Here is a 24,419-nt window from a genome sequence, read left to right on the forward strand (position 1 = left end):
TAGTGTCTTGCCTTACAATAACCCAGTTGTCTAAGCGTTTGAGACTGCCTCTTATCTGGTTGTCTTTTTCTTCAAGCGTTTGCTTTATGAAATCTCTTTCGAGTCTGTTGAACTGAGCATGTACTCCTCTTTCAAACTCAGCCATCTCGAAAGGATTCTTTGCAAAAGATTCCTTAATTTTTACAAGTTTTTCTTCCACTTCTTCCCAAATTTGTTTTATACTGTCCATAAGGACACCTCCTGCATTTTTTGTTTTTGCCAACAAATATGTTAACACAGAAGGTTGTCCTTTTTATTGCGTACAATTATTTTACCATTATCTATTAATCCTACAAAAACTTTACCCTAGCTTTAAAAAATGTCATGCTAGAAGGTGATATTAATCTGTTTATAAAAACGGGATGGAGCGAATTTAACATCTTTATAATCATAGTTGACAAAAATAATATCTTTGCTGCATAATTACAAAAAACAAAATTGTATACACTAATACAAGCGATATACTTTTATTTGTATTTAGGTACTATTCACTAATATTTTAAAACGCAACGAAGACGTTGCCTTGAACTTATTAATAAGTTCGGGCTGCGTCTTTTTTTATATCTATAGTAAGTTGTTCAGACTTCTCAAAATATGTGGGAAGCAGATGTAATTCTCTAGTAGGCAGATTTTAGTAAAGGAAAAGGGATCAGATTATGTCACAGGAAAACCAGCAAAGTTGCAGTGATCAAAGAAGTAAAGAATTCTGGCAGATGGAGCATGACGCATGTGGTATCGGCGCTGTCGTCAATATTGACGGTCATGCTGACAACAAAGTTTTGGATGATGCTCTTACCATAGTAGAAAAGCTTGAGCATAGGGCAGGTAAGGATGCAAGCGGCAAGGTCGGTGACGGCGTTGGTATCCTTACACAGATCTCACACAGCTTTTTCAAAAAAGAGGCTAAAAAGCTCGGTATTAATATCGGTCATGCCAGAGACTACGGCGTTGGTATGTTCTTTTTTCCACAGGATGATCTTAAGAGAACCTTCGCTATGCGTATGTTCGAAGTGATAACTGAAAAGAACGGTCTTAAATTCCTTGGATGGAGGAAGCCTTCTGTTAATCCTCAGATCCTTGGAGATGTAGCAAGAGACTGCATGCCTTATATCATGCAGTGTTTCATCGAAAGGCCATCAAGCGTAGCTAGAGGTATAGAGTTTGACAAAAAGCTCTATGTTCTTCGTCGCGAGTTCGAGCAAAGTTCAGATGATACCTACATTACATCTCTGTCTTCAAGGACCATCGTATATAAAGGAATGTTCCTTGTAAACCAGCTTAGAAAGTTCTATGAAGACCTTAAGGATCCCAGCTTTGAGACAGCTATAGCTATAGTTCATTCAAGATTTTCTACCAATACTACTCCAAGCTGGGAGAGAGCGCATCCATACAGGTTTATAGCTCATAACGGCGAGATCAATACTATAAGAGGTAACAAGGACAGGATGCTTGCAAGAGAAGAGACTATCACATCATCTCCTCTTGGAAGTGACCTTGATAAGGTATTCCCTGTAGTATCAGCGCAGGGGTCAGATTCTGCTATGCTGGATAACACTCTTGAGTTCATGTATATGAATGGTATAGATCTTCCACTTGCAGTTATGATGACTATCCCTGAGCCCTGGAAGCACAATCACTTCATGGATGAAGACAAGAAGGACTTCTATCACTACTATGCGACTATGATGGAGCCATGGGACGGCCCTGCAGCGATCCTGTTTACAGACGGAGAGATAGTAGGAGCTACCCTTGATAGAAACGGTCTTAGACCAAGCCGCTATTACATCACAGATGATAACAGACTTATTCTGTCATCAGAAGTTGGTGTTCTTGACATAGAGCCTGAGCATATAACTGTTAAGTCAAGGCTTCAGCCAGGCAAGATACTACTTGTAGATACTAAGAAAAAGAGGATCATATCAGACGAAGAGTGTAAGCGCTACTATGCAGGTCAGAATCCGTATGGTGAGTGGCTTGACAGGAACCTTCTGCACCTTAAGAATCTTTCTATTCCTAATAAAAAGATTCCGACTCACACTCAGCAGATGCGTGACAAGCTCTATAAGGTGTTTGGCTATAGCTATGAAGATGTTAAGACAGGGATCCTTCCTATGGCTACTAATGGTATAGAAGCAACTCAGTCCATGGGACATGACGTACCTCTTGCAGTATTGTCTGAGAATAGTCAGCCCTTTTTTAACTACTTCAAACAGCTCTTTGCACAGGTTACTAATCCGCCTATTGACTCGCTTCGTGAGCAGATAGTTACAGATACAACAGTATATGTAGGATCTGATGGTAACCTCCTTAATGCAAGCGCAGATAACTGTAGAGTCCTTGAGATCGACAACCCTATCCTTACAGGTGTCGATATCATGAAGATCAAGCACCTGGACCAGCAGGGCCTTCGTTCCAAGGTTATATCACTTCTATACTATAAGAATACACAGATAGAGAAGGCTATCGATCAGCTCCTTGTATCAGTAGACAGAGCATATGCCAAGGGCTACAACATCGTGATCCTGTCAGATAGAGGAGTTGACGAAAACCATGTACCTATCCCGTCACTTCTTGCAGTATCAGCTGTAGAGCAGCACCTTGTAGCTACTAAGAAGAGGACTGCGGTATCCATAATCCTTGAAAGCGGCGAGCCTCGTGACGTACATCAGATGGCAACACTTCTTGGATTTGGTGCAAGAGCTATTAATCCATATCTTGCTCATGAATGCATCGCAGAGCTTATAGATATAGGAATACTTGATAAGGACTATCATACAGCAATTGCAGATTATAACAGTGCTATCCTTCACGGAATAGTCAAGATCGCTGCCAAGATGGGTATATCTACACTTCAGTCTTATCAGTCTGCAAGGATATTTGAAGCTATAGGACTTAGCAGAGAGCTTATTGACAAGTATTTTACAGGGACAGTATCAAGAGTAGGCGGAATAGGACTTAAAGAGATAGGTAATGAAGTTGCAGCCCGTCATGATCATGCCTTTGATCCTATGGGACTTACAACAGATACAAGCCTTGACAGTATAGGATTCCATAAGCTTAGAAGCGGCGAAGAGAAAGAGGATCATCTCTATAATCCTCAGACTATCATCGCACTTCAGCAGGCAACAAGGACAGGAGACTATACAAGATTCAAAGAGTATACAGCTCTTGTAGACAATGAAAAGCCACATACACTTCGAGGTCTTCTTACATTTGAGCATGTAAATGAATCTATACCAATTGAAGAGGTAGAGCCGGTATCTGAGATAGTAAAGAGATTTAAGACAGGTGCTATGTCTTATGGTTCTATCTCAAAAGAAGCTCATGAGACACTGGCTATAGCCATGAACAGACTCGGCGGCAAATCAAATACAGGAGAAGGCGGAGAGGATCCCAACCGCTTTGGAACAGAGAAGTGCAGTGCTATAAAGCAGGTAGCATCAGGAAGATTTGGTGTTACAAGTGAGTATCTTGTTAATTCCAAGGAGATACAGATCAAGATGGCACAGGGCGCAAAACCCGGAGAAGGCGGACACCTTCCGGGAGGTAAGGTATATCCCTGGATTGCAGAAAGGAGATATTCAACTCCCGGAGTTGCACTTATATCACCTCCTCCGCACCATGATATCTATTCTATAGAAGACCTTGCCCAGCTTATATATGATCTCAAGAATGCCAACAGGAAGGCCAGGATATCAGTCAAGCTTGTATCAGAAGCAGGCGTAGGTACTATAGCATCAGGTGTTGCCAAGGCAGGAGCTCAGGTCATCCTTATATCAGGTTATGACGGCGGTACAGGTGCTGCTCCCGGAAGTTCTATACATCATGCAGGACTTCCATGGGAACTAGGTCTTTCAGAAGCGCATCATTCACTTATAGAAAGCGGCCTTCGTGACAAAGTCATCATCGAAACAGATGGTAAGCTCATGAGCGGAAGAGATGTAGCTATCGCAGCCCTTCTTGGAGCAGAGGAGTTTGGATTTGCAACAGCTCCCCTTGTAACTATGGGATGCATGATGATGAGAGTCTGCAACAAGGATACATGTCCTTTTGGTATAGCAACTCAGAATGAGAAGCTCAGGAAGAACTTTAAAGGTAAGCCCGAATATGTCATGAACTTCATGAATTTCATAGCACAGGAACTTCGTGAGATCATGGCAGAGCTTGGATTTAGGACTGTAGATGAGATGGTCGGAAGGTCAGACTGCCTTAAGATGAAGGATCATCAGATAACAGAAAGAGCTGAGACCGTAGACCTTAAGATGGTCATCGATTCATCATATGCCAAGGTACCCGAGAGGCATTTTAATCCGTCCAAGGCATATGACTTCCATTTGGAAAAAACTGTTGATGAAGCAATACTTCTTTCTAAATTCAAAGAAGCACTTCGTACAGGAGAGCCTACCAGCGTAGATATCAAAGTAAGCAGCAATAACAGAACTGTAGGAACGATCTTTGGTTCTGAAGTTACGCAGAAGTTTGGAGATACTCTTTTGGACGATACCTTCACTGTTAATTGCGAAGGAGGCGGTGGCCAGTCTTTTGGTGCATTCCTTCCAAAGGGTGTAACACTCAGACTTTCAGGAGATGCCAATGACGGATTTGGTAAGGGATTATCAGGAGGTAAGCTTGTAGTAGTTCCTCCAAAGGGATCGGTATTTGATACTTCCAAAAATATCATCATAGGTAACGTGGCACTCTACGGAGCTACCAAGGGTAAGGCTTATATAGCAGGCGTTGCAGGTGAGAGGTTCTGTGTACGTAATTCAGGTGCTGTTGCTGTTGCAGAAGGTTGCGGCGATCACGGCCTTGAATACATGACAGGAGGACTTGCCGTAATACTTGGAACAACAGGCAAGAACTTCGCAGCAGGTATGAGCGGTGGTATAGCTTATGTTCTTGATGAGCAGCATGATCTATACAAGAGGATGAATAAGAGCATGGCTTCGCTCAATGAAGTGACTGAGAAGTATGACATAGAAGAACTTAGAAATGTTCTCATAGATTATGTCAAAGAGACAGGATCAGAACATGGCAGGAAGATCCTTGATAACTTTGAAGCTTATCTTCCTCACTTTAAGAAGATAGTTCCAAATGACTATCAAAGGGTCCTTGCAGCTATCAGTAAGTACGAAGAGCAGGGCCTTAAAAGAAGTAATGCTGTTCTTGAAGCCTTTAATGAAATCACACATAAAGGAGCATGATCATGGGCAAGTCTACAGGATTTATGGAATATAAAAGAGTTGATGAAAACTTCGGAGCTGTCAAAGACAGGATCAAAAATTTTAATGAATTTCATAAGCATCTAAATGAAGATGACAGGATAAAACAGGCCGCAAGATGCATGGACTGCGGCGTTCCTATGTGCCAGTCAGCTATTAGATTAAAAGGTATGGTAACAGGATGTCCTCTTCATAACCTCATACCTGAATGGAATGATGAGATCTATCAGGGGCACTATGAGCATGCGCTTTCAAGACTTTTAAAGACCAGTAACTTTCCGGAATTCACAGGAAGAGTATGTCCTGCATTATGTGAGAAAGCCTGCATCTGCGGAACTGTAGAAGACGCTGTAACTATACACAACAATGAACTTTTCCTAATAGAAAAAGGCTTTGAAGAAGGTTACATGAAGCCCAGGATCCCTGCGATCAGAAGTGGCAAGAAGGTTGCAGTCGTAGGAAGCGGACCATCCGGTCTTGCAGCCGCTGATCAGCTCAACAGAAGAGGACATAGCGTAACTGTATATGAAAGAGACGACCGTATAGGCGGACTACTTATGTATGGCATCCCCAATATGAAGCTTCAAAAGGAAGTTATCATACGAAGGCAAAAGCTCATGGAAGCAGAGGGAGTTGTATTCAGAACATCAGTTGATGTGGGCGTAGATATAAAGGCAGCAGATCTTCTTAAAGAATATGATGCTGTAGTCCTTAGCTGCGGAGCTAAGAACCCAAGACCACTTGCAGCAGCTGATATTGATAATACAAAAGGTATATACTATGCCGTTGACTTCCTTAAGTCTACCACCAAAGCCATAATTGCCAGCGGCGCCCTCCTTCAGGACAAGGTCACACTTACATCTGCCAAGGAAGGTTCGTATATAAGCGCCAAGGACAAAAATGTTGTGATCGTAGGCGGCGGAGATACAGGTAATGACTGCGTTGGAACCTGCATAAGGCATGGTGCAAGATCTGTAACTCAGATAGAGATGATGCCATGCCCTCCAGTAGAAAGAGCAGCTTCCAATCCATGGCCCGAATGGCCCAAGGTTTTAAAGACAGATTATGGTCAGGAAGAAGCCATAGGCGTATATGGTCATGATCCAAGGATCTATGAGACTACAGTAAAAGAAGTTATATCCAAGAATGGCAAGATACTTGCAGTTAAGACTGTAAAAGTTAAGTTCGACAATGGAAAACTTGTAGAAGTCCCCGGAACAGAAAGTACACTAAAATGCGACCTTCTCCTTATAGCTGCAGGCTTTATCGGCTGTCAGGAATATGTAGCCAAGGATTTTGGCGTAGCTCTTTCTAAGAGAAATACCGTAGCAACTTCTGCTCCTGATGTATATACAACAGGTGTCAAAAAAGTATTCACAGCAGGAGATATGCACAGAGGTCAGTCTCTTGTAGTATGGGCTATTGCAGAAGGAAGAGCCTGTGCAAAACAGGTTGATGAGTATCTGATGGGATATAGCAATATATAATATACAGGATCGTAATGACCTATCAAATATGATGAGGTAGGTGTCAAAATTGAAATAATATAGGATGTTTGGAGGATATATAGATGTGTACAATACTCGGATTTTGCTCTAGAGGAGCAAAAGAAGAAGTCTGCGAAGACATGCTTTTAAAATGTGCTTCCAGAGGCCCTGATATGACCAGAGTGCAGAGGGTAGAAGAAGGGATTCTTGGATTTGGAAGACTCTCTATCATGGGACTTACAGATAAGGGAATGCAGCCCTTTAATCATAAAGGTAATACGCTTGTATGTAACGGAGAGATATACGGTTTTAGAAAGTTAAAAGATTATCTTATTGGTATAGGATACAGCTTTGAATCTGACAGTGACTGTGAGATTCTTTTGCCCTTGTATGACAGACTTGGAGCAGCGATGTTCTCGCTCCTTGATGCAGAATTCGCTCTTATAATCTATGACCATAGAAAGAGAACATTTGTAGCAGCAAGAGATCCAATCGGAATAAGACCCCTTTATTATGGATATGACAAGAATGGTCATATAGTATTTGCATCAGAGCCCAAGATGCTGGTAGATGTATGCGATAAGATAAGTCCATTCCCTCCGGGATACTACTACGAATATGGCAAGTTTATAAGATATGCAGATCCTTCACAGGTAAGCGGCCCTTATATAGATGGAAGTCTGGAAGATATCTGTAAAGGCATACATGACAGGCTGGTAACAGGAATAGACAAAAGGCTTGATGCAGATGCCAAGGTGGGGTTCCTTCTATCTGGCGGACTCGACTCTTCACTTGTATGCGGCGTTGCTGCAAGAAAGACGGACAAGCCTCTTGAGACATTCTCTATAGGTATGGATATAGATGCCATCGATCTTAAGTATGCAAGAGAAGTTGCAGACTATATAGGTAGTAATCATCACGAAGTCATCATATCAAGAGATGATGTAATAGAAGCGCTAGATACAGTTATTAAGACTCTTGGAACCTATGATATCACTACGATAAGGGCATCTATAGGTATGTATCTTGTATGTAAATGGATCCATGAGAATACTGATATCAGAGTCATCTTAACAGGTGAGATATCAGATGAACTTTTTGGATATAAATATACTGACTTTGCTCCAAGCGCGGAAGCATTCCAGGAAGAGTCAGCCAAGCGTATCAGAGAGCTTCATATGTATGACGTACTTAGAGCAGACAGATGCATCTCTGTTAACTCCTTGGAAGCAAGGGTTCCTTTTGGTGATCTTGATTTTGTAAACTATGTAATGAGCATAGATCCTGAGCTTAAGATGAATACCTACGGTATGGGCAAATATCTCCTTCGTCATGCTTTTGAAGATGATAAGGTCATACCGGAAAATATCCTGATGCGTGAAAAGGCAGCATTCTCAGATGCGGTAGGTCATTCACTTCGAGATGATCTTGTAGAGTATGCAGAGAGTCTGTACACCGATGAAGAGTTTAAAGAAGGATGTGAGAAGTATACTTTTGCAAAACCTTTCACCAAAGAGTCACTTCTGTACAGGGATATATTCGAGAAGTATTATGGCGATAACGCTCAGATGGTAGTAGATTTCTGGATGCCCAATAAAGAGTGGGAAGGCTGCGATGTAGACGATCCGTCTGCAAGAGTCCTGGCCAACTACGGCAACAGTGGCGTTTAACAAGTATATAAATCAGTGCCCATGGACGGCGCAGTATCCCGAAAGTTTTGCGGGGGCCGTAGCCATGGGCAGGCAGTATATAAATCATTGCCACGCTATTAATTGTTTTATAATTCATGGCATGATATCTGAAGTTTTTCATTTTGGGGGCCAAACTCGCTTCGCTCAGACAGGTGGCCCCCGGGCAAAATGAAAACCTCCATCTATCACGCTCATGAATTTTATAAAACAATTAAAAAGCGTGGCAATGATTTATATACTGCCTGTCCACGGCTACAGTCCCCGCAAAACTTTCGGGATACTGCGCCGTCCATGTGGGAAGTTTGATAATAAAATAAAAATCCCAAGCTGGAGTTAGTATCTGGCTGGGGATTTTTGTATGTGCTTTTAGTGATCTTAATGATGCATGTGCTTTTGGTTGTACTTGATGATACATTTGTACCGGAATATATATCTTTTAGAACATGCTTTGAGAAGACTTAGTATTGCTCCATTTCTTCTTTAATAGCAAAGTAAGCTGGTTTTGGTTCGTAGTTCTGGTCGAAGATACGGGTATTGGTGGTGTCGCCTTCGCGGTAGTGATCTACAAGTCCGAATAGTGTTACGCAGGTGATGTTGGCAGGGCCGCCTGCTTCTGTGTCCATGTCATGAAGGAGTTTGAAGACCTGGCCGTATCTGGTCGCCTGCTTTTCGAACTGTTCAGGAGTTTCGGATTCTACGCCGATAGAAAGCTCTGTTACCTGAATCTCAAGGCCAAGTTCTGCAAATTTGGTGATGGCAGTCTTGATGGCTTCATCATTGGGATAGTCGATGCCCCAGTATCCCTGCATTCCGATACCATCTATAAGTCCCTCGTCCTTAAGGTGTGAGCACAGGTCATAGATGGCCTGAGTTTTTGGAGTCTGGTAGGTGTTGTAGTCGTTGTAGAAGAGCTTGACGTCTTCATCGACATATTTTCTTGCATAGGTAAATGCCATCTCTACATAATCTTCGCCGATGGTGTCATACCATGGGTTAGGGTCTTCGCCTGTCATAGTCCTGCACATGAAGTAGCTGTCAGGATCATAAGCGCCGGGTTCTACAGCTTCGTTGACAACATCCCAGCAGTATATAACTCCGGGGTATTCGTCCTGAACATGAGTTACAAGCTGTCTTATATAGCTTTCCATTCTAAGGAGCATTGTATCCTTATCTACATATTCACCGTCATCAGTGTAGCCTTCTCTGAAGAACCATCCCGGAGCCTGGGTATGCCATACAAGAGTATGACCACGCATCTTCATTCCATTGTCTTTGCACCACTGCAGAGTAGGATCGATGGATGCAAAGTTAAGTGCAGGCTCTTCGTTACCGTTTTTAAGATTGTCCTGTGATCCGAACTGATCGAGGATATAGCAGCTCTTCATAAGATTGGTCATAGTACAGCTGTTAAACTGCTCTTTGCTAAGTTCCATATACTGCGGGATATTAAGTGTCTGATTCTCAAGAGTACTTCCATTGATACCAACCCCAAGTAGGAAGTAATCTTTGCACAGATCCTTAAGAGGAACAACTTCTTGATCTTCATAAGCGCTTGTCTCATCACCTGTAACAAGGTTTTCGGAATCAGAACTGCCTTCACTTGCTGTATCCCCATTTGATGCACCACTCTCCGCCGCATCGACAGAACTTTCTACAGATGCAGCCTGCTCGGAAGATGCGCCTGTTCCATCTTTGGCTCCGCCCTCATTAGATGCTGCCGCGCTGCATCCTGATAGCAGAGCGATTATTAGTGCCCCCGATAATAGTTTTCTTACCTTCATAATGCCTCCCATATATTGTATTGATATAGTTTTTGATATTAAAAATATACGTCATGACGTCTCACCGTGCTTATCATCTGTTGTTATTCACTTGTGGCTGATTGCTAAGTTGAAGCAGGGATTATAAAAACGTATTTATCAAGTCGTTGGGTTATCGTTTTGATTATTATTATTTGGATATTATTTCTGCCCAATAATTACTGTATTAAAAAGTTTTCGAACTTTTTTCGTGCAGTTCGTCGGACAAAATGTGTATTCTGTCAGAAAATTGTGACAGACATTTTTGTACATTGTATAGTGGGAGCGCATCTTGTACCTAGAATGGTCCAAAGATAGCTGATAGATATGAAAAGTTATATGTAGGGGACGATGAGAATGAATTCATCGCCCTTTATTTGGTGCGCTTGGCGTCGCACGTTTCTAACGGGTTAAAGTCCCGAATCCGCCCGGTAGTGGGAAGGATATAGTCGAAATCAAGGGCGTGATGAATCTGGTGATTATAAATCCATAAGTGAAATTCCAACTGATTTAAGATCAGCATGTTTAAGTCAGCTAATTACTAAAAATGCTGATGAAAAGGAAAGTATTCAAGATGCGTATAGCGCATATGTTAATGCAGTTCAGATTGGAGCATAGGAGACTGAGGAAAATGACGGATAATAGAATAATAATTACTATTACAAAAAAGCAAATAACTAGAGCAGTTGCTTTTGGCGTAGTTATTTTGGCATTTATTATAATAGCTCTTTTTGTAAAGTTCAAAATAGAAGATGCAAAATATTATGGTCCAGTCTTCAATTTTGATAGTGGAGACAAATATGTAAATCAAGCGATAGAAGTTTGGGATAAATATGGATGCAGCTATTTTTACAATGAAGATCAGGATGAGGCACTTGGGAACTTTGAAAGAATATTGGGAATTGAGTCTGTTAAAAACTATGTTAGAAGCCAAAATACAATATATGGTTTTATTCATTTGTATAGCGATGCGGATATAGAATATGCATTGAATGCAATTGTATATGGTTGTGATGATCCTAAGCATGATACAGGTAAGTTCAAATCCATATCAGATATCCCAGACAGATTGTTTGGTTGTTGTTATACCCAAATACAAGTGCGAAATAATATGAATTATGCTATTGATATAGTCTATAATGAGTTTATTGAAGAACTAAAAAAAGCAGATAGTATGTGATATATTCAAATGATAAATACTATGATATTCAGTTTGAAAAGAATAGCTGCTAAGAATAGAGTGATATATGGCGCAGACCAAGATGTTGGTTCTGCGCCTTTCGTGTCATTTATATGTCTTTAGTAGTGCTTCTCCAAAAGTCTACAGCTTCTTCAAGCCATCCGGATACTTCAAGTCCGTTTCCAAGTCCAAAGCTGTGACCTCCTTTTGAGCCAATCCTTGTGATATGTTCTACGCCAAGCTTAGTAAGAACTGCGTCCATTGCCTTACTATTGGCTACAGGAACTGTGCCGTCATCTTCATTGGCAACGATGTATGTCTTTGGATAGGAGCTGTCTATGTGTGATGGAAGGTCATAGGATGACACAAGCTTACTATCAACATCAGGACCTGCAAGGCGTCTTAGAAATGGTGCGATGCCTTCTATCATAGGATTGCCTACAGGAAGAGAGGTATATGCCTTATAGAACTCGTTCATGCAGACAACTGTATATCCAAGGAATATTGTAGGACTTGGTATTTTCGCTCTTGTATGCTGGGCTATGATCATCGATGTTATTGATGATATCGAAGTACACAATAACTACCGTTCAGATGGTACTGTATACGCTGTATATTCATTTGCAAGAAAGCTCGGCCAGGCCGGTGCATCAGGTCTTACAGGCCTCCTTCTTTCTATCACAGGATACACAGCTGAGACAGCGTTTGATACAGGTGTAGTCAACGGCATCTATAACGTTGCTACCCTCATTCCGGCTATAGGAATGGTCCTTCTTTCACTCTCACTTATTTTCTTCTACCCTCTGTCCAAGAAGAAGGTTGAAGAGAACATAGAAGTACTCAGAAAGCGTAGAAACGGATAATCATAAAGCTTGCCACTCATGCACTAGCGTGTGATGCTTGATGAGTAAGAAAGATCTTCTTGACTGTTGACAAAAAAGAAGAATGGCGAAATAATAATTCGGTGTTGTAAGTGATTTTCATAAATGGTATTAAGAAATTGAAGAGAAGTTTTCATTTATTACTTCGAATTATAATAAGTTAATTTGTAAGAGAAAAGCTGACAAAGGCGTTAGGGATTTTCATTAGTTCCTGTACCCTTTTGTCAGCTTTTTAATTTGGTTACCTAAGATTCCCACTTGAACGATGTGGTATCCCCAAAACTTTAAAGGGGTACGTAGACACCGATGGACGTAAATACAGATCATTGCCACGCTTTTTAATTGTTTTATCAAATTCATGAGCGTGATAGATGGAGTTTTTTATTCTGCCCGGGGTCCACATGTTTGAGCGAAGCGAGTTTGGACCCCAGAATAAAGAACTTCAGATATCATGTCTTGTTACAGGATGTAACTGGACATGTATAGAAATACATGGATGTATTTCTATGTCCTAGAATTCATAAAACAATTAACAGCGTGGCAATGATCTGTATTTACGTCCGTTGGTGGTTGCGTACCCCTTTGAAGTTTTGGGGATATCACATCGTCCAAGTGGGAATCTTGATCTCATCATTTAGAAATAGGAGATGCGTATGTTGTCGGAAGATCGAATTGGCGAAGAGTGTGGTGTTTTTGGTATGTATGACCTTTCGGGAGGTGATGTTGCAAGATCCATATATTATGGACTTGAGTCACTTCAGCACAGAGGTCAGGAGAGCTGCGGTATTGCAGTAAGCGATACAAACGGCCCCAAAGGAAAAGTCCTTTCCCACAAGGATATGGGACTTGTGAATGAAGTATTTACAGGTGAAGACATAGACAAGCTTGTGGGCAATATAGGCGTTGGCCATGTCAGATACTCAACTGCAGGATCTTCAGTAAGAGAAAATGCCCAGCCCCTTGTTCTTAACTATGTTAAGGGAACCCTTGCCCTTGCACACAATGGCAACCTGACCAATGCACCAGAACTTAGAGATGAGCTTGCATATACCGGAGCTATCTTCCAGACTACAATCGACTCAGAGCTTATCGCTTATCTTATTGCAAGGCAGAGACTTCGTACAGCCAGCGTTGAGGATGCTGTTGCTCTTGCTATGCCTCAGATCAAGGGAGCTTACAGCCTTGTTATCATGTCCCCTCGTAAACTTATAGGAGCAAGAGATCCTCACGGATTCAGACCACTTGTCCTTGGCAAAAGAGACAACGCATACATCTTTGCATCAGAGACCTGTGCTCTTGATACTATAGATGCCGAATATATAAGAGATGTTGAGCCCGGAGAGATAGTAACTATCACTTCTGATGGACAGATCCTTTCTAATAAAACAAGATGCATTTCTGAAAAAGAGCACGGACACTGCATCTTTGAATATATCTATTTTGCAAGACCTGATTCTGTTCTGGATGGTCAGAGCGTATATGATGCAAGAATAAGAGCCGGAAGATTCTTATACAAGGATGATCCGATAGATGCTGATATCGTAGCAGGTGTACCAGAATCCGGCAATGTTGCAGCACTTGGTTATTCCATGGAGTCAGGTATTCCTTATGGTCAGGTCTTTGTCAAGAACTCTTATATAGGAAGAACCTTTATAAAGCCCGGACAGAAGAACCGTGAGAGCAGCGTCAAGGTCAAACTCAATGCTTTAAACCATGCGGTAAATGGTAAGAGAGTTGTCATCATAGATGACTCTATAGTACGTGGTACGACTTCAGACAGGATCATCAGGATGCTGCGAGAAGCTGGAGCCAAAGAGGTACATATGAGGATATCATCTCCTCCATTTCTCTGGCCATGCTATTTTGGCACAGATATCCCTGCAAGAGAGCAGCTTATTGCCTATAACAAAAGTATAGAAGATATACGAAAGATAATAGGGGCAGATTCCCTTGGTTATCTTAAGCTTAATAGACTTGGGGAGCTTGTAGATAACAAAATGTCTATCTGCGAAGGCTGCTTTACAGGAAGATATCCTGAAGAGCCGCCTGTAAGTGACATCCGTGGTGAATTTGAAGCATAATATTTTTATTAAGAGAGCGTTATAAGTATTTGGTTACTTATAGCGCTTTATTATATGTTAGAATTAGTGGTAGTGTTTTTTGAGGTAAGGAGGGATGAGTTTGAAAATGTTCCATTTTCAAACCCGAATTGATGTCGCGAGCTCCATCAATTCGAACCATTAGCCGCTCGTTTCACTCGCGACATGAGGTTATTTATGATTAGAATAGGTATGCTTACAAGTGGTGGTGACTGTCAGGCTTTAAATGCAGCTATGAGAGGCGTGGTTAAGTGCCTTGATGCTAGCGGCACGCAGATGGAGATCTATGGATTTCTTAATGGTTATAAAGGCCTTATTAACGGCGATTTTAAGATGCTTACGCCTCGAGATTTCTCAGGACTTCTTACAAGAGGCGGGACGATTCTTGGTTCATCCAGAGTTCCTTTTAAGACTATCCACGAACCCGATGAAGAGGGCAAAGACAAGGTTGCATGCATGAAGCAGACCTATTACAAGCTTCAGCTGGATGTCCTTGTAGTTCTTGGCGGCAATGGTTCTCAGAAGACAGCCAACCTCCTTAGAGAAGAAGGTCTTAATATCATATCTCTTCCTAAGACAATAGATAATGATCTCTGGGGGACTGATATGACATTTGGTTTCCAGAGCGCAGTTGATGTTGCTACTAACGCAATTGATTGCATCCATACAACTGCAGACTCTCATGGCCGTGTATTCATAGTAGAAGTCATGGGCCATAAAGTCGGCTGGCTTACCCTTAATGCAGGTATTGCAGGAGGCGCTGATATCATCCTGATCCCTGAGATCCCCTATGATATAGACAAGGTTATAGAAGCTATCGAAAGACGTGCTACAAACGGTTCGAGATTCACCATCCTTGCAGTTGCAGAGGGTGCTATCTCCAAAGAGGATGCCAAGCTTACCAAGAAAGAGTATAAGAAGAAACTTTCAAGTTATGCATTCCCTTCTGTATCATACGAGATCGCAGATCAGATTCAGAAAAAGACAGGTCGCGAAGTCAGAGTTACAGTCCCGGGGCATATGCAAAGAGGCGGAGTGCCTGATCCTTATGACAGAGTATTTGCAAGCCGTGTCGGAGTAGAGGCAGGACAGCTTATCCTTAACAAAGAATACGGATATATGATCGCATACAAGAATCGTGAGATGGTCAAGGTCCCTCTTAAAGAAGTTGCCGGCAAGCTCAAGTCCCTTCCCAAGGATGCAAGTATTATCAAGGAAGCCAAGATGCTTGGTATCTGCTTTGGAGATTAATGATAAGAGAGATTCCTTTCTTGTGTTATAATGTTGTAGGTGTCAAAGCTCATGGCCAAGAGCGCCTATCATAGATTTTATTAGCCTATGCTTATAGTTTTGGCAGTGTAACATTATTATTTATAAAAAATAGGATATTGCGAAAAGAGTATTAGAGATGCCATACGTAGCATTATATAGAAAGTTCCGTCCTCCGACATTTGAAGATGTCAAAGGTCAGGATCATATAGTAACAACACTTAAAAATCAGATAATATCAGACCGTGTTGGACATGCATATCTGTTCTGCGGAACCCGTGGAACAGGTAAGACGTCTGTAGCCAAGATACTTTCAAGGGCTGTTAACTGCGAACATCCCGTAGATGGCAATCCTTGCGGTGAGTGCGAGACCTGCAGAGCCATAGCAGAAGGCAGATGCGTTGACGTTGTCGAGATCGATGCTGCATCCAACAATGGTGTTGATAATATCAGAACCATCATAGATGAAGTGTCCTATTCTCCTACAATGGGCAAGAAGAAAGTGTACATCATCGATGAGGTACACATGCTCTCTACAGGAGCTTTCAATGCACTTCTAAAGACACTTGAAGAGCCTCCGGAATATGTGCTTTTCATTCTGGCTACTACTGAAGTTCAGAAGATACCGATCACTATTTTATCAAGATGCCAAAGGTATGATTTTCATCGTATCACTATAGATACTATAGAAGACAGACTTAAGGAAGTTACTGACAGAGAGGGTATCAAAGCACAGGAGAAGGCACTTAGATATATCGCAAGAGCTGCTGACGGATCAATGAGAGATTCCTTAAGCCTTCTGGATCAGTGCGTCGCCTTTAACTACGGGCAGGAGCTGACCTATGATAAGGTACTGGGAGTGCTGGGAGCAGTTGATACAGCAGTCTTTGGTCAGATGTTTAAAGCTCTGACACAGTCAGATGCCAAGGAAGCACTTAGCATCCTTGCAGATGTAGTTATACAGGGAAGAGAGCTTTCACAGTTCGTTGCGGATTTTGTATGGTATCTTAGGAATTTGATGCTGGTCACAACTTCTGATAATGTAGAAGATGTTGTTGATATATCATCTGATAATCTTGAGGTATTAAAGGATCAGGCCCAAGCTACTGACATAGATACCATAATGCATTTTATAAGCGTATTTTCAGAGCTTGAAGCAAGTTTGCGTTTTGCTGCGCAAAAGCGTATTCTGATTGAGATGGCGCTTATAAGGATCTGTCGCCCTCAGATGGAAGGCACAACAGATGAGGGACTGGCTCAGCGTGTAAGAGCTCTTGAGAATAAAGCAAGAGAATCTGCTGATATCATAGACAGAATCAGGAATGGACAGATTGCTGTGACAAATGCTGCGTCTTCCGGCGCATCATTAGAAGCTCCAAAACCTGTAGTAGCAAGGAAACTTGATAAGCCGATTCCTGAGGATATCAAAGCTGTAGTTGACGGGTTCGATCGCTTTCTTGGCGGTATGAAAGATGCTGCCCTTAAGAACTTCATGAAGACTGACAGACCCAGACTGTCTCTTGGAGCTGAGAATACTCTTCAGATGGTATTTAATAACCAGGTCACCATGGGGATCATTGAGGCTCAGAAGAAGTATCTTGAACAGGAACTTGCAGATGCTTTTGGCAAGGATATCAAGGTCGAGATAAGAGCTCTTGCCAAGGGTGAACAGTTTGAGGAGTCCTATATAGATCTTGAAGCTATAAAGTCTGCTATACAGTTCGATGTTGTAACAGAAGACGAAGTTAATAGGCCTGTAGAGGATACAATCTCTAAGGACAATGTGTCTGATGGTGCAAGTGATAGTCAGCCGACAGGCGGAGTATCTGATAGTATAAAGGAAAGTCAGCCGATGGACACAGTACCAGGTGATGTAAGCGAAAGTCAGCCTATGGACGCAGTATCTGATGATCTAAATGAAAGTCAGGCTGTGGATGAAGTATCCGGTGATATAAGCGATATGCATGATGCGGACTACGGATTTATGACAGAGTCGCTTCAGAACCTTAGCCCTGAAGATGATGGCAATTCTTTTGAAGAAAAGGATGAGCCTGAAGATGAGGCTTGATTATGTTTGGATTTACAAGTTTTTCGACTATAGATCCAAATGCATTAAAATATATTTTTTAATAATTAGTACATAGAATTTATTCATATGTCTTTTTATAAAACGGATTTTACGGAGGTATTATTTTATGAGTAAGCGTGGAGGATTTCCTGGCGGAATGCCTGGAAACATGAATAATCTGATGAAGCAGGCACAGCGTATGCAGCGTCAGATGGAAGAGAATCAGAAAGAGCTTGAGACTAAAGAGTTCACAGCTAAAGCCGGCGGCGGTGCTGTAGAAGCAACTGTTACAGGTGGCAAAGAGCTCAAGTCTATCAAGATCTCTCCCGAAGCGGTTGATCCTGATGATGTAGAGATGCTCCAGGATCTTATCGTTGCTGCAGTTAATGAAGCTATGGGCGAAGCTGATAAGGCTAACGCAGAAGTCCTTGGCAAGATGACAGGCGGACTTGGCGGCTTTGGAGGACTTGGATTCTAATGGATCTGTACAGTGGCCATGTTAACAAGCTGATAGAAGAGCTTGCTTCTCTCCCCGGAATAGGAGGGAAGTCAGCTCAGAGGCTTGCTTTTTATATTATCAATATGCCCAAGGACCGTGTTGCAAGGCTCTCAGGCGCTATCAATGATGCCAGAGAGAATGTCCACTATTGCAAGAAGTGTTGCACACTTACAGATGGTGATCTGTGTCCTATCTGTTCCAATGACAGCAGGGACAAGTCAACAATAATGGTTGTCGAGAACTCAAGAGATCTCGCGGCATATGAAAGAACAGGCAAGTACAATGGTCTATATCATGTGCTTCAGGGTGTAATATCACCTATGCTTGGCGTAGGACCATCTGATATAAGACTTAAAGAACTATTACAGCGTCTTCAGACAGAGGATGTAAATGAGGTCATCCTTGCTACAGGATCAAGTCTTGAAGGCGAGACGACAGCTATGTATGTAAGTAAACTGGTGAAACCCACAGGTATCAAAGTGACTCGTATTGCGAGCGGTGTACCTGTTGGAGGGGATCTGGAATATATTGATGAGGTGACGCTACTACGCGCACTAGAGGGAAGGACGGAAGTATGAGCGTAAAGAGAGAATTTGTTGGGGAGACACAAAAGGGACAGGCTGTATATCTTTTCCATATTACTAATAAAAATGATATGGAAGTAACTGTTCTTAATTATGGTATCAACATCCAGAACGTCTTTGTTAAGGACAGTGATGGAAACAGACGCGATGTGGTTCTTGGATTTGATGATTATGAAGGCTATACAGACAATAAGCCTACTCTTGGATCTACTATAGGACCATCAGCTAACCGTGTAGAGGGTGGTAAGTATACCATTGCAGGCAAGGAATATCATCTTCCACTTAATGAAAACGGTGTAAACAATCTTCATACAGATGGAGACAATGGTTTTCACAAGACAGTATGGGACAGCGAAGAGGGAGACAATCTTGTAAGATTCACTTATAAGGCTGCTGATGGCGAGCTTGGATTCCCAGGCAATCGTACATTTACAGTAGAAGTTTCACTTTCTGATGACAATGAGCTTAAGCTTCATTATCATGCAGACAGCGATGCTGATACTCTTATCAATATCACTAATCACACCTATTTCAATCTTGGTGGCAGCGGAAGCGGCAAGGTTCTCGGTCATGTGCTTCAGCTCAATTCTCATTACTTTACACCTGTTAAGGACAAGAATTCTATTCCTTCAGGTGAGAAGCGTGCTGTTAAAGGAACTCCGCTTGATTTTACAACTCCTAAGACTATCGGTCAGGATATTGCATCAGATTATGAGCAGATCGCTCTTGCAAACGGTTATGATCATAATTTCATAATCGATGGTGCAGTTGATGAGGATGGAAATGTTGACGGTGGTATGCATGAGTTTGCTATAGTTACTAATCCTGCAACAGGAATCACTATGCATGCATCTACCAATCTTCCGGGATTCCAGTTCTATTCAGCTAATTTCCTTAAGGATATTGTTGGTAAGGACGGATATGAGTATGGTCAGTATGATGGATTTTGTCTTGAAACACAGACATATCCTAATTCTATCAATACTCCTTCATTCCCAAGTCCTGTATATGGACCTGATCGTCCATATGATGCTGTTACAGTTTATAAGTTTAACTAAGTGGTGTTAAGTATAGGTTAAAAACTTGAATCCCTACATCACTTATCTTGTAGAAATATAAGATCTTTTACAGTTTTTTCTATATGGAGGACTGATGGCTGAAGTCAAAAACTTTAGAGATTACAGCAGAAATTTTAGAGATGCAGATGCACCGGACGAAGAAACCGGTGCATCTTTTTCCAGAGAGCCTTCTTATCAGGAGAAGATAAGAAATCATAGGCTTATAGTATTTTACAGAACTATTTTTTTGCTGATTGCGGCGGTTGCCATAATAGCATTTATATATGTGAACTGGCACAACAAGGTGTATTCGGAATCCAGGGTTCTTAGCTCTACATCTCTTACCGGCATGTCTGGTGTTACAGTACTTCCGCTTGGACAGAATATAATCAGATACAGTAAAGATGGTATCAATTGTATGTCTGCAGACGGAAGGGCGCTATGGAATATGACCTATGATATGCAGGCACCTGTGGTGAGAATATGCGGTGAGACCGTTGCAGTTGGTGATTATAATGGTAATACTATCTATGTTGCCAATTCGCAGGGAACTCTTGGAAGTTTTGGAACCAATCTTCCTATCAGGGATTTCTGCGTTTCATCACAGGGGGTAGTTGCGGTCATTCTTGACGATGATGATATAACAAGGATCAAGCTTTTTGATACATCGGGCAAGGAACTTGCAGCTATCAAGGCCACTATGGCCAACAGTGGATATCCTACAAGCATGTCCTTGTCTCCCAATGCTGAGCTTTTGGCAGTATGTTATCTGAAAGAGTCGGGAGGTTCTATTCTGACAGGCGTTACCTTCTTTAACTTTGGAGCTGTAGGTCAGAATGAGACAGATAACATGGTAAGCTCATTCAAGTATGAAGATACTATCATCCCATATGATGTGTTTCTTGATTCAAGTACTAATATGGCTGTATCTGATAAGAGTATAGTCTTCTACAAGGGTGAGGATGTTCCTAATGACCCTGTTGTCAATGAGATCGGTGAGACTGAGATCATGAGCGTTTATAACAACGAAGACTACGCAGGCATCATATGCGCCGGAACAGCAGAAGAGGGAGCCTATAAACTTACAGTCTACAATACTTCAGGTAAGAATATTCTGGAGAAGTATTTTGATCTTGATTATACTGATATGTTCTTCTCAGATGATCAGTTTGTTGTGTACAATGACAAGCACTGGCAGTTATATGGAATAGATGGAACTCTTCGATTTGAAGGGGAGTTTGATGAAAGTATAAAGGCAATCATCCCTGGACCTAGCAGGAACAGATTTACTATAGTGACAGCTGATTCGATAGATCAGATAGAACTGAGATAGAACTAATTGAACTAATATAGAACCGAGATAGAACTAATACAGAACTAATACAGAACTGAGATGGCACTAATATAGGACTATATAGAACTAATATAGAGCTAAGACAGATCTATATATATAGTAAGATCATAAAAAAGAGTCATTTGGTATAATATATTATTTTGATAGCAAATATACAAAAAATATATTACACCCAAATGGCTCTTTGTTTGCATTTGGAGATATCAAATCATTGACATTGTAACGAAATTGCGATAAACTCGAAAAAGTAAGTATTTTAGTTCAAACAGATTCACTGTATTTTTTTTCCAAAACATCTTTTTAATAATTGACCTTGCGACTTGTAAGGCATGCTTGTGCATGGGGAGGATTCCAATATGATAGAAAGCAAAGACACTCAGGTAAGACCTACAGCAACTATAAAATCCATTGTAAAGGCTGCAGTGATAGAGCAGAGTGAGAAGGCAGCAGCACTTGCCAAAGAGGAAAAGGCAAAGCAGGAAGAAGCTGGTATCAAAGTTATAAAGCTTGAAAAAGGTGCAGTAAAAAAGGCTAAAGAGGCTAAAGCTTCTGTATCAAAGAAAGCTGTAGAGGAAGATAAGAAGATAAAGGAAAAGGCTGCAAAGGTAGAAAAAGAAACCAAAAAGAAGGTAGCCAAGGCTAAGAAAGAAGCATCTGAAGTTAAGAAAGATGTAGTGAAAAATGCAACTTCAGCTAAAAAAGAAGAAGAAAAGAAGATTGCTGAAGTGAAGAATGAGCTACCTGATAAGGATAAGGTGGTAGAGAAAGCCTCCAAAGTCAAGAAAGAAACAAAAGAAAAAGCTGGAGTTGTAAAGAAAGATGCAGCAAAAAAGGCTGATGCTGTAAAGAAAGAAACTGCCAAGAAAATCTCTGATATAGAGAAAGAGACAGTAAAGAAAGTCAAAGAAGTAAAAAAAGAAGTAGCAAAGAAGGCAGAAGCAGTAAAAGATACAGTTGTTAAAGTAACAGAGCCAGAGGTCAAGCTTGTACTACAGTATCGCGATTATGATATAGAGCAGAGTGTTCTTTATAATAAAGCAAGAGCTGTTATTGGTGATAAGTTTGAATCTGTAAAGAACCTTAGCCTTTATGTTAAGCCTGAAGAAGGTAAGGTATATTTTGTTGCAGATGAAGAGACTGGAAGTTTTGATCTGTAACAAGCCCTAAATTGCCCCATATCTTTTTTGTTTTTTTAAGAAGCGTAGATCCTATAAGGATTTGCGCTTCTTTATATTTTCTTTAGACTTTTTTATTTATTAGTCGGTTGACAGTATAGTTTTAAAGTGATAATTTAACGTATGTAAGATGTTAGCACTCAAGTCGAGTGAGTGCTAACATCGGATGAGAAGAGGTAATCATTTGGAACTTACAGAGCGTAAGAAAACAATTCTAAATGCAATCGTTCGTAATTATCTGGAGACCGGAGAGCCGGTTGGAAGCAGGACGATTTCCAAGTATACGGATCTGAACCTTTCATCTGCGACTATCCGCAATGAGATGGCAGACCTTGAAGAGATGGGACTTATATTACAGCCACACACTTCTGCAGGACGTATACCATCCGATCAGGGCTATCGTATCTATGTAGATGATATGCTCGCCCAGAAGGAGAAGGAAGTCGACAGCATGCGAGAGATGCTTCTTGATAAGGAAGAGAAGCTTGAGAATCTTCTTAAGCATGTTGCAAGACAGCTTGCGGACAATACCAATTATGCGACCATGGTTTCAACACCTACCATGAGCAAGAACAAGCTCAAATTCCTTCAGATAAGCAGAGTGGATGCTGATCATCTTCTGGCTACCATAGTTCTTGAAGGCAATCTTATCAAGAACAAGATGATACCGGTTGAGGAAGAGCTTGATGATGCGACAATCCTTAAGCTCAACATGATCCTGAATACGAACCTGAGCGGTATATCAGTTGAGAATATCAACCTTGGCCTTATCGCAGCTCTCAAAGCGCAGGCTGGTATCCACTCCGAGATTGTAGGTCATGTGATAGACGCAGCTGCAGAGTCCATAAGAGCCGATGAGGAGCTTGAGATATATACAAGCGGTACCAACAATATCCTGAAATATCCCGAGCTTTCAGATAATAAAAAGGCGAGTGAACTTATCAATACATTTGAAGAAAAGAGTGATCTTACAAGTCTTGTAGAAAGTTCTCTTAGTGCTAAGGAACACGGGATTCAGGTTTATATAGGCAATGAAACACCGGTAGATACCATGAAGGATTGCAGCGTAGTTACAGCAACCTACGAACTTGCCGAAGGTATGAGAGGCACAGTCGGTATCATAGGCCCCAAGCGAATGGACTATGACAAGGTCATATCTACACTTAAGGAAATGATGCATCAGCTGGATGATCTTTATAAGAAGAACGACTAGCTATTTTCATATAATAAATAGTAATAAAGGAGAATCAACTTGAGTCAGGAAAAGGAAATCAAAAAAGAGCAGGAAGAAGTAGAAGAAGCTCTTAAAGAAAACGAAGCTCAATCAGAAGATGCGGTTGAGAACGAAAATACTGCAGAAGCATCAAAAGAAACAGCTGATGCAGATACTACAGATAAGGCTTCTGAAGAAGTCAAGGAAGAGGGCAAGAAATCTCTTTTTGGAAAAAAGAAAAATCCTCTTCAGGACAAGCTTGACGACATGACAGACAAGTACAAGCGTCAGCTTGCAGAGTTCGAGAACTTCCGTAACAGAACTGAGAAAGAGAAGTCTCAGATGTTCGATGCAGGAGCAGGCAATGTACTTACCAAGATACTTCCTGTTGTAGATAACTTCGAAAGAGGTCTTGCAGCAGTTCCGGAAGATAAGAAAGATGATTCTCTTGTACAGGGATTTGACATGATCTACAAGCAGCTTTTAAAGACTCTTGAAGACATGGATGTTAAGCCGATAGAAGCTCTTGGCAAAGAGTTTGATCCTAATCTCCACAACGCAGTAATGCAGGTAGAGAGCGATGAGTACGAAGAAGGAATTGTCGCACAGGAGCTCCAGAAGGGCTATACATATCACGATACAGTTATCCGTCACTCAATGGTGGCTGTTGCTAAATAGAGGAGATAGAGATTGTCTTCGATGTTTTTGCCAAGAAGGCATTTATGATCACAAAGCTTTACACATCTCCGATTTCCCAGTAGGGATAGATCAAAAATAAGATGAAATAGTTATGGAGGTAAA

Annotated in this window: 17 protein-coding genes and 1 pseudogene; 15 read left to right on the forward strand and 3 right to left on the reverse strand. The window is 41.4% G+C overall.

The window, feature by feature from the left end:
* Positions 1-229: pseudogene (locus BMX21_RS01345) on the reverse strand (hypothetical protein); the annotation flags it as partial.
* A gap of 466 nt (positions 230-695) precedes the next feature.
* Here BMX21_RS01345 and gltB point away from each other — a divergent pair.
* The 3 genes from gltB to asnB all read left to right on the forward strand — a co-directional run bounded on the left by gltB (position 696) and on the right by asnB (position 8,418).
* Entirely contained in the window at positions 696-5,243 is a 4,548-nt protein-coding gene (gltB, locus tag BMX21_RS01350; RefSeq protein ID WP_092040414.1) for a glutamate synthase large subunit, read from the forward strand.
* A 2-nt stretch (positions 5,244-5,245) separates the two neighbouring features.
* Positions 5,246-6,748, forward strand: a complete 1,503-nt coding sequence (locus BMX21_RS01355; RefSeq protein ID WP_092040418.1) for a glutamate synthase subunit beta — start codon at positions 5,246-5,248, stop codon at positions 6,746-6,748.
* An 83-nt stretch (positions 6,749-6,831) separates the two neighbouring features.
* Entirely contained in the window at positions 6,832-8,418 is a 1,587-nt protein-coding gene (gene asnB / locus BMX21_RS01360; RefSeq protein WP_092040421.1) for an asparagine synthase B, read from the forward strand.
* 479 nt (positions 8,419-8,897) lie between these two features.
* On the opposite strand, the gene BMX21_RS01365 is transcribed toward asnB, so the two are convergent.
* On the reverse strand, positions 8,898-10,220 hold the full coding sequence (locus BMX21_RS01365; RefSeq protein WP_177173881.1) for an endo-1,4-beta-xylanase: 1,323 nt from the start codon (positions 10,218-10,220) through the stop codon (positions 8,898-8,900).
* A gap of 649 nt (positions 10,221-10,869) precedes the next feature.
* On the opposite strand from BMX21_RS01365, the gene BMX21_RS01370 reads away from it, so the two are divergent.
* Positions 10,870-11,418, forward strand: a complete 549-nt coding sequence (locus BMX21_RS01370) for a hypothetical protein (protein WP_092040427.1) — start codon at positions 10,870-10,872, stop codon at positions 11,416-11,418.
* Positions 11,419-11,527: 109 nt separating this feature from the next.
* Here BMX21_RS01370 and BMX21_RS01375 read toward each other — a convergent pair whose 3' ends face one another.
* Positions 11,528-11,896, reverse strand: a complete 369-nt coding sequence (locus BMX21_RS01375; RefSeq protein ID WP_092040433.1) for an alpha/beta hydrolase family protein — start codon at positions 11,894-11,896, stop codon at positions 11,528-11,530.
* Between BMX21_RS01375 and BMX21_RS01380 the strand changes: the two genes are divergently transcribed.
* The 11 genes from BMX21_RS01380 to grpE all read left to right on the forward strand — a co-directional run bounded on the left by BMX21_RS01380 (position 11,895) and on the right by grpE (position 24,296).
* Positions 11,895-12,281 carry an MFS transporter gene (locus BMX21_RS01380; protein WP_092040437.1) on the forward strand — a complete coding sequence of 129 codons (387 nt, stop codon included), beginning with the start codon at positions 11,895-11,897 and terminating at the stop codon, positions 12,279-12,281. The two genes, BMX21_RS01375 and BMX21_RS01380, sit on opposite strands and share 2 nt — an antisense overlap.
* A gap of 671 nt (positions 12,282-12,952) precedes the next feature.
* Positions 12,953-14,380, forward strand: coding sequence for an amidophosphoribosyltransferase (gene purF, locus BMX21_RS01385; RefSeq protein WP_242952842.1), 1,428 nt, complete (start codon positions 12,953-12,955; stop codon positions 14,378-14,380).
* Positions 14,381-14,575: 195 nt separating this feature from the next.
* Positions 14,576-15,649 carry a 6-phosphofructokinase gene (locus BMX21_RS01390; RefSeq protein ID WP_022755267.1) on the forward strand — a complete coding sequence of 358 codons (1,074 nt, stop codon included), beginning with the start codon at positions 14,576-14,578 and terminating at the stop codon, positions 15,647-15,649.
* A 157-nt stretch (positions 15,650-15,806) separates the two neighbouring features.
* Positions 15,807-17,735, forward strand: coding sequence for a DNA polymerase III subunit gamma/tau (gene dnaX / locus BMX21_RS01395; RefSeq protein WP_092040446.1), 1,929 nt, complete (start codon positions 15,807-15,809; stop codon positions 17,733-17,735).
* A gap of 127 nt (positions 17,736-17,862) precedes the next feature.
* Positions 17,863-18,213, forward strand: a complete 351-nt coding sequence (locus BMX21_RS01400; RefSeq protein ID WP_027203832.1) for a YbaB/EbfC family nucleoid-associated protein — start codon at positions 17,863-17,865, stop codon at positions 18,211-18,213.
* Positions 18,213-18,812, forward strand: a complete 600-nt coding sequence (gene recR / locus BMX21_RS01405; protein ID WP_022755270.1) for a recombination mediator RecR — start codon at positions 18,213-18,215, stop codon at positions 18,810-18,812. Before BMX21_RS01400 ends, recR begins: the two co-directional genes overlap by 1 nt.
* The gene (locus BMX21_RS01410) at positions 18,809-19,876 is read left to right on the forward strand and encodes an aldose epimerase family protein (protein ID WP_092040451.1); all 1,068 of its coding nucleotides are present in this window, start codon (positions 18,809-18,811) and stop codon (positions 19,874-19,876) included. Before recR ends, BMX21_RS01410 begins: the two co-directional genes overlap by 4 nt.
* Before the next feature lie 94 nt (positions 19,877-19,970).
* Entirely contained in the window at positions 19,971-21,209 is a 1,239-nt protein-coding gene (locus BMX21_RS01415; protein ID WP_092040455.1) for a DUF5711 family protein, read from the forward strand.
* Positions 21,210-21,586: 377 nt separating this feature from the next.
* Positions 21,587-22,387, forward strand: a complete 801-nt coding sequence (locus BMX21_RS01420; protein WP_092040458.1) for a DUF6465 family protein — start codon at positions 21,587-21,589, stop codon at positions 22,385-22,387.
* 184 nt (positions 22,388-22,571) lie between these two features.
* Positions 22,572-23,618: a heat-inducible transcriptional repressor HrcA gene (gene hrcA / locus BMX21_RS01425; protein ID WP_092040462.1), complete on the forward strand. Its 1,047-nt coding sequence runs from the start codon at positions 22,572-22,574 to the stop codon at positions 23,616-23,618.
* A 39-nt stretch (positions 23,619-23,657) separates the two neighbouring features.
* Entirely contained in the window at positions 23,658-24,296 is a 639-nt protein-coding gene (grpE, locus tag BMX21_RS01430) for a nucleotide exchange factor GrpE (protein WP_022756901.1), read from the forward strand.
* Positions 24,297-24,419 lie beyond the last annotated feature (123 nt).

Source organism: Butyrivibrio sp. TB (assembly GCF_900110805.1).
Lineage (GTDB): Bacteria > Bacillota > Clostridia > Lachnospirales > Lachnospiraceae > Butyrivibrio > Butyrivibrio fibrisolvens_C.